The organism is Mycobacterium sp. IDUB_37 (assembly GCF_055419245.1).
Genome location: NZ_JBVAXG010000011.1, coordinates 202,095 through 213,538 on the forward strand (window position 1 = coordinate 202,095; position 11,444 = coordinate 213,538).

At 61.4% G+C, this 11,444-nt stretch carries 9 protein-coding genes and 1 pseudogene; 4 read left to right on the forward strand and 6 right to left on the reverse strand.

Annotated elements, in window-relative coordinates; translation table 11 throughout:
* Positions 1–250 precede the first annotated feature (250 nt).
* Positions 251–1,135, forward strand: a complete 885-nt coding sequence (locus ACZY1I_RS28135; protein ID WP_463760300.1) for a universal stress protein — start codon at positions 251–253, stop codon at positions 1,133–1,135.
* Between the two features lie 1,666 nt (positions 1,136–2,801).
* Here the strand turns inward: ACZY1I_RS28135 and ACZY1I_RS28140 are convergent.
* The 5 genes and pseudogenes from ACZY1I_RS28140 to ACZY1I_RS28160 all read right to left on the reverse strand — a co-directional run.
* Positions 2,802–4,073: pseudogene (locus ACZY1I_RS28140) on the reverse strand (PE family protein); the annotation flags it as partial.
* Between the two features lie 416 nt (positions 4,074–4,489).
* The gene (locus ACZY1I_RS28145; RefSeq protein ID WP_463760302.1) at positions 4,490–4,750 is read right to left on the reverse strand and encodes a hypothetical protein; all 261 of its coding nucleotides are present in this window, start codon (positions 4,748–4,750) and stop codon (positions 4,490–4,492) included.
* A 130-nt stretch (positions 4,751–4,880) separates the two neighbouring features.
* Positions 4,881–5,648 (reverse strand): SDR family oxidoreductase, encoded by a 768-nt coding sequence (locus ACZY1I_RS28150; protein ID WP_463760305.1) that lies wholly within the window; start codon positions 5,646–5,648, stop codon positions 4,881–4,883.
* Positions 5,649–5,656: 8 nt separating this feature from the next.
* A complete protein-coding gene (locus ACZY1I_RS28155; RefSeq protein WP_463760308.1) occupies positions 5,657–6,625 on the reverse strand; it encodes an aldo/keto reductase in 969 nt (322 codons plus the stop codon).
* Between the two features lie 11 nt (positions 6,626–6,636).
* Positions 6,637–6,969, reverse strand: a complete 333-nt coding sequence (locus ACZY1I_RS28160) for an EthD family reductase (RefSeq protein WP_463760311.1) — start codon at positions 6,967–6,969, stop codon at positions 6,637–6,639.
* Positions 6,970–7,218: 249 nt separating this feature from the next.
* Here ACZY1I_RS28160 and ACZY1I_RS28165 point away from each other — a divergent pair, with 249 nt between their 5' ends.
* A complete protein-coding gene (locus tag ACZY1I_RS28165; protein WP_463760313.1) occupies positions 7,219–7,752 on the forward strand; it encodes a TetR/AcrR family transcriptional regulator in 534 nt (177 codons plus the stop codon).
* 239 nt (positions 7,753–7,991) lie between these two features.
* A protein-coding gene (locus tag ACZY1I_RS28170) for an IS3 family transposase (protein ID WP_463760316.1) occupies positions 7,992–9,154 on the forward strand; the annotation gives its coding sequence in 2 pieces (ribosomal slippage) (positions 7,992–8,276 and positions 8,279–9,154; 1,161 coding nt in all).
* A 358-nt stretch (positions 9,155–9,512) separates the two neighbouring features.
* Here the strand turns inward: ACZY1I_RS28170 and ACZY1I_RS28175 are convergent.
* Positions 9,513–10,139, reverse strand: coding sequence for a hypothetical protein (locus ACZY1I_RS28175; protein WP_463760318.1), 627 nt, complete (start codon positions 10,137–10,139; stop codon positions 9,513–9,515).
* A gap of 414 nt (positions 10,140–10,553) precedes the next feature.
* Between ACZY1I_RS28175 and ACZY1I_RS28180 the strand changes: the two genes are divergently transcribed.
* Positions 10,554–11,348: a hypothetical protein gene (locus ACZY1I_RS28180; protein ID WP_463760320.1), complete on the forward strand. Its 795-nt coding sequence runs from the start codon at positions 10,554–10,556 to the stop codon at positions 11,346–11,348.
* Positions 11,349–11,444 lie beyond the last annotated feature (96 nt).

Consider the following 11,444-nt stretch of genomic DNA (forward strand, 5'->3'; position numbering starts at 1 on the left):
CAGGTACTACTCGGGAATCAGGCATCGACACCCTACTTTGCGGCGATAGTGTTGTCTTACAGCGAAATTGGCGCGCTCGGTGGTTGGCTCACCGTTGACGCGCGGTTGCCGTCGCCAACGATGAGTAAGTCCTCGATGGAGCCCAGGCGGAGTAATAGGGTCTCACGACCATTTGGTCAGTGACTAAGGCCTCCTGACCGACCGGCGTCGGGTTCGTACCGTTTTCGGTGATGGATGTTAAGGAGGGCAAATGTCCGGAGCCGCAAAAGGTTTTGGCGTCATCGTCGGAGTCGACGGGTCGCCCGCGTCGAACTTCGCTGTCTGCTGGGCGGCGCGCGACGCCGCTCTACGCGATGTTCCGCTGACCCTGGTCCACATGGCGAGCACGTGCGTCACGACGTTCCCGCAGATCCCGATACGAAACGCAGTTGTGTTAGTGCAGGAGGACGACGGCCGCCGCATTCTCGACGAGGCCGTCAAGATCGCTGAGGACGCCACGCGGATGTCCCGTAAGGACATCTTTAGCGAGTTGAGGGTTTCACCCCCAGTGGCGGCTTTGGTCAAGTTGTCAGAAGAGGCGGAGATTCTCGTTGTCGGCAGCAATGGTCGCGGAGCGATCGCTCGTGCCTTGCTCGGCTCGGTCAGTTCCGATGTAGCGCAACGCGCGAGTTGCCCTGTCGCAGTCATTCATGACGAAGACCCATTGATGCCACACCCTCTGCAAGCGCCCGTGCTGGTTGGAATCGACGGCTCGCGAGCCTCAGAACCTGCGATCGCTGTCGCGTTCGACGAAGCTTCGCGTCGTGGTGTCGGGCTGCGGGCACTTCACGTGTGGAGCGACTTTGAGATCTTCGAACTTCCCGGTTTGCAATGGTCGGCGGTCGAGGCAGAGGCCCAGCGGAATCTGTCCGAAAGCTTGGCGGGCTGGCAAGAGCGGTATCCCGATGTATCCGTACAGCGGCTTGTTGTTCGCGACCGGCCGGCTCGTCAACTCATCGAGCAGTCAGAATCTGCCCAGCTGGTCGTTGTCGGTAGTCACGGCCGAGGTGGCTTGACTGGAATGATGCTGGGTTCGGTTAGTAATGCGGTCCTCAACGCAGTACGCACCCCGCTGATCGTGGCGCGATCGTCCTAGGGGCCGTGAACGCCAGATACTCACTCCAACAAACATTCTGAAGCCACGGCGCCCGCGAATAGCCGCTGGTGCGGCCCGAGTCATCCGGCTGTTCCGCCGGAGCGGTCAGAGCATGAGGGGACTCCAACGGATGTCGATATCGTCGACACCGCCCCTATTCGGGCACGGTGGAGTATCACGTCACTTCTGGGTTTGAGAGCTCCGATATCGTTGAAGACGGCTTTGTATTGGGCTTCTCCTCGGATTGGCATGTGTTCGGTGACCGCGAACGTATTGACGATCGCCGTGAGCACGACCGTCGGTGACGATTCCGCGCACTAGAGCTGCGTCGGCTCACGAGGCAGCCTCCCCGTCGGGGACTTGGCTAACAACTAGCAGGGCACCATCCGCGGGGTTGCGGTATTCGTATGTCGTTGTGGTACGCAATTCCGTTGCGACGCAGCCACTAAAGCGCCGCCGCGACCAGGCACCGACGCCGCAAGAGCCTGCCGATTGGATGATTCATCAGATGAAAACGGCGTCTTTTGACTAACATAATTTTCGTTGGCAGGAATTTGTCGGAGTCACGAAATACGCTGCAGTGCATCGTGATACAGAGACGGTCTGGTCGCTACTGATACTTATTGCGTTGGCCGGGATTGCAGATCGATGAAGTCGGCCGTGAAGTTACATGGCGACCGCGGACATCAGATCCGACTACAGCGAGGCGCGGGTGAGTGCGATGTGGCACGGGCCTTGGCGCGCAGGGTGACCCGTGCGTCGCTGAGCGGGTTCGGTTCGTCCAATTTCGGCTTGGTCGGCGGTGTGACCGGTTGCGGCCTCTGTACGCCTGACACCGACTGTCGGTTCAACTGCCTTGGCTCTAACGGCTGCCCGCACCGGAGTTTGTGGATCGCCGGGTACGGCGCGACGTGTGGCCAGGATGTGGCCCGTTAGACATCCCGACCACTCCTATGATCGCACCGGCAACTGCCATCGGGTCGAGCGGGAGCGTGACCTGTGACCGTCCAATAGAGGATCGAGCTCCACGAGCAGGAAGCTGAGGGCACAACTGCGTTTGTGCCGAAAATAATTGCGGTGCAGCCGGTTTCACACCGGGCGCGTTCGCGATCTACTAACGACTACTGATTGACACGAAAATCGTGTCGGCAAGCCGCAGCCGGCGTTTCCTTAGCGAGTGTCCAGCCGACCACCCAACAAAACCCGGCGGTTGCGCCTGCACGCAGCGAAAATCCGATCGAGGCCGCCTGGTTACAGGATTCGACATCAAGTTGGCAAAAACCTATCCGACATAATGCGTGGCAAGCCCTCAGAACCGCAGGTAGGGGAGCTGGATGATGACACGAAGATTGGCAACCGACAGATGTTGTCGGTTGCCATTTATCGTGTCGTTTTGCCAAAACCAAATGTCGGAAAATGTCGGATGCGACATGAAGTTGGCAATTTAGTGGCGTGGAGGTGCTCGCGGCCGTTGACCGATGGTCGACGTGGTTCATCTGAGATGGGTGACCGCCGTGCCTCACGAACTCGGTCGCCGCGGGCTTCAGCTTCACTTGTCGCGGTTGACGGTGCTGGGCGCTAGCAGTAGTAACTGCTGCTGCCATTCACTGTCCAACCCGGCGACTGTGCACTGCTGATTGGCGGGAGCGAACGTCTGTTGTCGCTAGCCGTGCAATCCTGACTGACCGGTCAGCTTGCCTCCGGTGCCTCCGGTGCCTCCGGTGCCGCCCTTTCCGAGCCGAAACGAATCGCTGCTGCCGCCGCCGGCACCGCCGTCTCCACCGTTGCCGATCAACTGGGCACTGCCGCCGTTGCCGCCCGCACCCCCGTTTGCGCTCCCGGATCCGCTACCAACCACGCCCCCATGGCCGCCGGCACCACCGGAGCCGATGAATCCAGCGGCTCCGCCGACGCCGCCGGCACCGCCGTGGGCGCCTTGGCGTATCCCGGCAACTGCATCTCCACCCTGCCCGCCGGACCCGCCGTGCCCGCCATCGCCGATCAGTGAGTGCCCGCTGCCGCCCGCGCCCCCGGAGCCGCCCGTACCACCGGTGGCGATGGCGGCTCCGGCGGCATTCGCTTTACCGCCAAGTCCACCCGCTCCGCCGTCGCCTCCTGTGCCGAACAGGCCGCCCGCACCTCCGGCGCCGCCAACTCCGCCCCGGCCGCCGTTTTGACTGGCTCCGTTGCTCTGCGAGGCGTCTCCGCCGCTTCCGCCAACGCCGCCGGCACCACCGTTGCCGAACAGACCGCTCGCGCCGCCGGCGCCACCACTTCCGCCCATTCCGCCGAAGGATCCACTGACGCCGGCGGTGCCTCCGGTGCCGCCAGTCCCGCCAGTACCGCCGTTGCCGAATAGCAAACCGCCAGCGCCGCCAACGCCGCCAGCACCGCCGATCCCGCCACCTGAGGCGCCGGGGCCGCCCTTACCACCGGCGCCGAACAGTCCGGCGTCCCCGCCGCGACCGCCGGCTGCTCCGAGGCTTGTGCTGGCACCACCTGAACCGCCACTGCCGAAGAGCAGTCCTCCGGCTTCGCCGGGTTGGCCGATCCCGTTGACCGTGCCTCCGTTGTTACCGTCACCGATAAGCGGCCGTCCCAGCAACAGCCGGGTCGGCGCGTTGATTAAGTCCAGCAGCGGCTGTAAAGGCCCCACGCTGGCGGCTTCGGCCCCGGCGTACGAGAGCGAACCGGCCGCCAAAGCCTGGACGAACTGGTCGTGGAACGCGCTCGCCTGCGCGCTCAGCGCCTGAAAACCCTGACCGTACGACGAGAACAGGGCGGCAACAGCGGCCGAGACCTCGTCGTGGCCGGCGGCCAGCAGGTTCGTGGTCGGGGCCGCAACCGCGCTATTGGCGACGCCCAACATCGACTGAATATCAGCCAGATCAGCTGCAGCAGAGGACATGTACTCGGGCACCGCGATGACGTACGACATTTTCGTGACGCTAGGACCGCCTGGTACGGAAGTAACGAGTAGTCGACTACCCCAAATTTGTTGAGCTGTTGAGCAAAACCAATTGTTTGCACCCGCCCGCCAACGAGAGCCGAGACGTCTGTGTCGTTGATGCGTTGATGCGCACACGCCGTCGTTGGATTGCACACTCCGGCGGTGAGAAACGGCCGGTTCACCGTCATGGCGGACCCTGAATCGGCGCTCGCACCAGTTCAACGAGAACGGCGACCCCGGCGTACTGACACCTCAAGAGCAGGACAACTTTGCTCGCGGCTTGCTTAAGCGTGGCGGCGACTGTGTCGCCGGACAGTCCGGCGGATCTGCCGCGGCGTTGTCTATAACAGTTTGAGGGGTGTGTAAGACGGTTACGGACGTGGTTTGCATCGTGGGGAACAGTGTTATCTGTAACGGTGTAACCGTTGTGTAAGTCTGGACTTGTCAACAGGTGGCGGCCCGAACCGTTTGCGCAGCAACGTCATCACGCCGCCGGCCAGCAGCAGCGCGGCCATGATGAACCCGCACCCGCCAATGACATAGATCGTCGGGTGATACCAGCCGGGCATGGTGTCGCGGTGGGACACGTTGTCGCCGCCCGCCGCGATCAGCACCACAGCAAGTACGAAATTGGCGACGCCACCGAGCAACGCCAAGACAGCCATGGTGATCGCGGTTACCCCGGACGGTGCGATGTTACATTCGAAATGCTCTCGGCGGCAACCGAACTGAGCCTTCCACCAGTGTTCCGCGCTAGCCGAACCAGTGTGCGCCGCAGCAGGCGCGGGCGGCGTATTAAGAATCGCCGTGCGGGTCCGTGGCATTGAGGGTGCGCACGACGGTCTCGTAGTCCCCGCGCACCTCCGCGTAGCGGAGGGACTTCACCCGCTCGACCTGGATCTCTTTCACGTCGGGGTCGTTCTCAAGGATTTGCATAACCTCACCGATAAATTCCCCCAACGGCATAGCGAAAGAGCTTTCACGCTGACCAGGAAGCAAATCCGTAGCCACCGACGGCGGTTCCAACTCCTTCAACGAGACGGAGGTGTCGGCCAGTTGCAGTCGCAGTGACTCGGTGAGCATGTGAATGGCGGCCTTGGACGCGTTGTAGCTGGGGGTGATTCGCAGCGGAGCAAAGGCCAACCCCGAAGAAACAGTGATGATGGTAGCGGCCGACTGCTTCTGCAGGTGTTCGATGAACGCCGCGATAACGCGGATCGGCCCGAGAAGGTTGGTGATGACTACAGCTTCGGCATCGTCAAGGAAGGTAGCCGGCCGGTGCCAGTCTTCTATGCGCATGACGCCGGCCATGATGATGACGACGTTGAGAGCGGGGTGACGTGCCTCGACGGTCCTGGCGGCGGTCAAAATGCTCACTGCGTCAGTCGTGTCGATCTGCACGGTGTCGATGCCGGGGTTCTGGGCGGCAATGTCGTCGAGCAGATCGGTGCGCCGGCCGCCGACAATGACGGTATTGCCCCGCTTGTGCAACGCAATTGCCAATGCGAGTCCGATGCCGCTGGTGGACCCAGGAATGAAAATCGTATTTCCGGTGATCTGCATGGTTGCCCTCAGCGAATGGCCTGATCGGCGTAGCGACCGCCACTCACCAGATCGCTGAGCGGCTGCAGTCTTTCCAGTGCATCGGCATCCAACTCAACGTCGAGTGAGGCGATGTTTTGATCGAGCCGATCCGCATGGCGTGTCCCAGGGATAGGCACCACCGAAATACCCAGACGCGCCGTCTGTGCGTACACCCAGGCCAATGCCACTTGTGCGGGCAGTACGCCAAGTCGCTCAGCGACGGCACGGACCGTGTCGGCGATAACCTGATTTTGTTGGCTGGCGTCACCGGTGAACCTTGGATTGCGGGCACGAAAGTCGTTGCGGTCCAATTTCTCGGTCTGCACCGATCCTGTCAAAAATCCCCGGCCCAAAGGGGCGTACGGGACCAGGCCGATGCCCAACTCCGCCATCACCGGCGTCACCTGCTCGACATCTCTTGTCCACAGGGAGTATTCGCTCTGCACCGCAGCGATCGGATGCACCGCGTGGGCCCGACGCAGTAGCTCGGCGCTGACCTCGCTGAGACCCAGGTGTCGGACTTTGCCCGCCTCCACCAGCTCAGCCATTGCTCCGATCGTCTCCTCGATCTCGGCGTTCTGTGGAGGCCGGTGCAAGTAATACAGGTCGATGTGGTCGACGCCCAGGCGCAGAAGGGAGGACTCACAGGACCGCTTCACATAGGGCGGATCGCCACGATGAACGCGCCTGTCGTCGCCGCTGCTGCGGTCGATGCCAAACTTCGTGGCGATCTGGACGAGGTCTCGCCGACCCGCAATCCCGCGGCCAACCAGAACTTCATTGTGCCCTGCGCCGTACTGATCGGCGGTGTCGAACAGGGTGACCCCCACGTCGATGGAATGACGGATAGTGGCGATACTGGTGTCCCAGTCGGAGGCACCGTAATATTCGCTCATCCCCATGCAGCCCAGACCCTGTGCTGACACTTCGAGACCGCCGAGAGTGGCTCGCTTCATGGTGAATCCTTTCAGTTCGTCGAGCGTTCGACGCCGGCACCGCCTGCGGCAACGATGGTTCTTATTGGCGAAATATCAGTGAAGGTCGCGATGTCCGCCGCGACTGTTGCAGACCCTGGATCCGCCAGCGCCTGCTCCAGGCCCTTCCGGTCGGCGAAGTGGCACAGGCAGATGGCCACGATGTCCGGAGCGCGGCCGGCGTCGATGGCGCAGAACACTTCTGTGCGCTGCAAACCGAACGGGCCCCACGCGCGTTCGACGAGCGGAATGTGGTGGGTGTCGTACCGGTTGCGGTCGAATCGGCTCGAATCATCCCCCACGTAGGTGACCAGCAGAATCGCCATCAGAATCGCCTTCCCCCTCTGATAACTTCCAGACGTAACACCACGGGCATCCGACATCGAGTGCATGCAGAACGCTCCCGGAGCGCTACTCGTTCGCGCGCTGCGACTCTCATCCGACGTGACGAAGCCCAATTATAGGAGTACCAGCTGGTTATGTAAACCATTCGGTACGCATAGTGGAGAGGTTCAACGGTGGAGCCACAGAGGGTCGATGGCAGAACGACTCGCCACCAGCATCGGCGACCCGAATTGCTCGCTGCGGCAACAGAATTCGTCCTAAATCAACGAAGCATCGACTTCTCGTTACGAGACCTGGCGCGCCAGCTGGGGGTAACCCACGCCACCTTATTACGACATTTCGCCTCAAAGGACGATCTGCTTTGGGAAATCGTTGACAACATTCGGCACGGCTACGTCACTTACTTCCAAGCCGTTGATTCATCGCGACCCCCCAGGTCAGCTGCCGAGGTGTTGCGTGCGGCCTGGGCGTACTCTCGTGATCCCCAATTACAGCGACAGTTCAGCTTGCTGTTCGAACTCGCCCGTGGCTCTCGCCACGAGCGGATCGCTGAGATCGCGCGCACAGCTCTCGACGACTGGCTTGAGGTTGTCACCAATCAATTGATCGCCACCGGATGCGATCCGGTAGCGGCGAGGTCCGAAGCGACCGTCCTTATCGCAATTGTTCGCGGACTGCACCTGGACCTGATGATCACCGGCGACGCCACACGCATTGATGGGGCTCTCGCGGACTTCGCCGCTGCACTGCATACGGCCGACTAACCTGTACCCCCAGGTGGTCGATGGTCGCGCGAATACGCCCGTGAGATCTGTTATTCCGGGGTGTGGAAGTACCTGTATCGCCAGGGTCTTCCAGGCACCAAAAGTGCTTGCCAACCTGGTTGAGTCGGCGAAGCACGAGCGTTCCCGTGCAACCTCGGCGTCATGAATTTGGGTCTGCTGCACGGATAGGTGACATCTGAGTTGGCTTGCCCTGACGGGCGGGCTGGAAGGATGTCAGTGTGCCTAGGCCCTACCCCCGTGAGTTCCGTGACGATGTTGTCCGGGTTGCCCGTAACCGCGATGACGGTGTGACGATCGAGCAGATCGCCACCGACTTCGGTGTTCACCCGATGACGTTGACCAAGTGGATTCGCCAGGCTGACGTTGACGAGGGCGCCAAGCCCGGGACCAGTACCACTGAATCCGCTGAGCTGCGTGAAGCGCGGCGCCGGATCAAGTTGCTCGAGCAAGAAAACGAAGTGCTGCGCCGCGCTGCGGCGTATCTGTCGCAGTCCAATTTGCCGGGAAAAGGCTTTACCCGCTCGTGAATGAGCTCGCCGCCGACGGAATCCCCGTCGCGGTGTCGTGCCGGGTACTCAAGCTCGCCCGCCAGCCCTACTATCGCTGGCGGGCCAATCCGGTGACCGTCGCTGAGGTCACCGAGGCTTACCGAGCCAATGCATTGTTCGACGCCCATCGCGATGACCCGGAGTTCTGGTACCGCTTCCTGGTCGAGGAGGCGCGTGAGGCCGGTGAACCGATGGCTGAGCGCACCGGGTGGCGGATCTGCTCGCAGCATCGCCTGTGGAGTGCGTTCGGTAAGAAACGTGGCAAGAACGGCAAAGTGGGTCCGCCGGTGCACGATGATCTTGTTGAGCGCGACTTCACCGCAGAAGGGCCAAACCAGTTGTGGCTCAGCGATATCACCGAGCATCGCACACGTGAAGGCAAGCTGTACCTCTGCGCGATTAAGGACGAGTTCTCCAACCGGATCGTCGGGTACTGCATGGACTCACGGATGAAGTCGCGGCTGGCGACTACCGCGCTGAGCAATGCGGTGGCACGCCGCGGTGAAGTGGCTGGGTGCATTCTGCACACCGATCGCGGATCTCAGTTCAGGTCAAGGAGTTTCGTGCACGCGCTGGGCCGCTACGAGATGGTCGGATCGATGGGCCGAGTCGGTGCGGCCGGCGACAACGCGGCCATGGAGAGTTTCTTTAGCCTGCTGCAGAAAAACGTTCTGGACCGCCGCCGCTGGAAAACCCGGGAGGAACTGCGGATCGCCATCGTCACCTGGATCGAACGGACCTACCACCGCCGACGACGCCAGACAGCACTGGGACGGTTGACCCCAATCGAATTCGAAGCAATCATGACCACACCGGCCAGTCAGGCCGCGTGACTGAACTGTCACCTGATCGTGCGGCAGACCCGATCGCGCCCAGGCGGCTAGGTCGCTCAGTGATGCTGAAACACTCTGCGATGGCGACGCTTTAGACGGTCGCCAGCTAATTTCAGGCTTAATTTCTTGGCGCTCCTCACGACCTTCTTTCGGCCTAAATGCATAGCTATGCCGCTCGCCTGAAACTGCGACGATGACTCTAGACCGTCATCGTCACCAGGAAATACCGGGGACTCGGCACCGCCCCCGGCGAGGCCGAAAGCCTGACTCAAGCATGACGGTTGTGTGAGAGAAGTGGTGGGGCAAGAGGATTCGGCGGCGCCTATTTCCGCAGCGCGTTGGTGTGATGCGGGAACGCTCACTCGTCGCTGCGCAGACGCAGTCGAGGTGGTGGTGACCCAGGTGGACTGCTCTGCCCGTGGGCCCATAGCTGCAACGTGAAAGTGAGAAATACGTCGATATCGTCGTGATGCAGATTGTTTAGTTCCCGTTTTCCGCCATAAAACGCGGGCACAGTCGCGCCAGCGCAGTGGTCGAGAGTAAGCCGGTCGACGCCAGCTTCCAGGAGCCAACTCTCAAACAAGGCGGGATGTAGCTGCTCTTGAATAAGCGGAGCGGCGAGCGCTTTCTCGAATTGGTTGGCGTCGACCCACGGTGTGATCGACATATCGAATGGGTCTAGGACCACGACGGTGCGAGATGCCCCAGCGCGATCAACCGCGCCATCTGACGTGAGCGAACTTGTGATCGCGAATTGTCTTGCGAGCCAGTCATAAGCGAAGACATGTGCCTGCAGCCCTTGACGAGGACGAAACGCCTTCTCGACAAGTTGCTGGCCGATCGGGCCCGATCGTGAGTCGTGGAATCGCAGCATCCCGCCGTTGAGGGACCGTCCGCAAAGTTGTTGGCAAGCGAATCTGTCCCCCACCAGCACCGGTATCCAGGGATCGGCAGATCGTTCCGGCGGATCAAACGAATATTCCACGACGTTCCCGGTATCTGAAACAACGCTGCAATCGCCGCCGAGAGTAGCAGTGTCCTATAACTCGCTCGACTGCGAAGGTCGGGACTTCCCCGAGTTCAGTTGACTCGCGGGTGTGGACTTGGTCTGTTGGAGGGGTCGGTGGCGACGGGGGACTTGGCGTCGCCGGCTCCCACCATCATTGGTCCTGCAACCCCAGGCCCCCTGGCTCTGGAGGACTTGGTTGATCTTGCCGTCTGCTCCGGCAACCCTGATCACGTCGCAGGAGCAGCCGCAGAAGTGCCTTCTGAATCCCCGCTCCCGTAATCTTTGTTCGTTTAGAACAAAATCGTATCGGATTTTCACGCGCGGCAGTCAAGACTTTGCACCTAAAGGTAGCGATTATGGAGTCATGATCGCGGTGGTGCGGAGATGAAAATGCCTGAGGACACTGCTCGTACGGGCAGCGATCTTCCGCAGATCGATTCCGCCAAGGACTGGGGCGCAGCAAGTTGCAGCGCAACGACGCCGGGCGCGGATCGCGCCGCGCTCACCATGCCGCCGGGTGCACTATTCGCCCCCACACTGCGGATCACGTCCACGAGGGACGGTTACTTCGATGCGCTATTGAGCTGGCGCGCTGAACTCGCGATGGCGTATGCCGATCGAGAGGACACACCGGAAGTGCTCGTCGGCTACGTGGATTTTCTCACCATTCGCACCGGTGAGGATGCGATCGCGGGTCTGCTTGATGCGCTTCCGACGGATGTCGCGCATTTCGGGGTGTTGTTTGACGGCAATCACATCAATCCCGTTGTGCAGGAACAATTTCGTAATGCGGCACCGATCAATCAAGTTCTCCTCGTCACGATGGTGGCCACCGCAGAGCCCCTTCGAGGTCACGAACTAGGCGCATGGTTGGTCGCCGAGGTGCTGACCCGGATAGCGACTGCGACCGACACGCTTGTCCTGATGGATCCCTTCGCTGCTCTGGATGACACGGGCGTCGGCGCCGAGCGTCTCGGATTGGTTCGCCTCAACGCTGACCATCAGTTTCTCGGCCAAACAGCAGGACTTATGTCGATGGCTCAAGCACGGCGGGCCCTGAGGGTCATTCTTGAAAGCGGGGGGGTCGCAGTGCCGGCACTGCGGCTCAAGGAACGGGCAGGTTGGCTTGAGCCGCGCTACACCTTGCTTCAAGAACGGGATTCGGCCATCGCGGCCGGATACTGAAGCACGTCCAAGGCGAGATACGCAGAACAACGCTATTCGGCGCCCATCCCGTGGTCAGATGTGTTCTCGGTTCGAAAGTCTTGTTGCAGAACGTTT

Bases quoted from the DNA above. Each gene is read 5' to 3' on its own strand.
- ACZY1I_RS28160 (WP_463760311.1), bottom strand. From the start codon at position 6,969: ATGGCGATTCTGCTGGTCACCTACGTGGGGGATGATTCGAGCCGATTC.
- ACZY1I_RS28145 (WP_463760302.1), bottom strand. From the start codon at position 4,750: ATGGCTGTCTTGGCGTTGCTCGGTGGCGTCGCCAATTTCGTACTTGCT.
- ACZY1I_RS28150 (WP_463760305.1), bottom strand. From the start codon at position 5,648: ATGCAGATCACCGGAAATACGATTTTCATTCCTGGGTCCACCAGCGGC.
- ACZY1I_RS28180 (WP_463760320.1), top strand. From the start codon at position 10,554: ATGCCTGAGGACACTGCTCGTACGGGCAGCGATCTTCCGCAGATCGAT.
- ACZY1I_RS28135 (WP_463760300.1), top strand. From the start codon at position 251: ATGTCCGGAGCCGCAAAAGGTTTTGGCGTCATCGTCGGAGTCGACGGG.
- ACZY1I_RS28155 (WP_463760308.1), bottom strand. From the start codon at position 6,625: ATGAAGCGAGCCACTCTCGGCGGTCTCGAAGTGTCAGCACAGGGTCTG.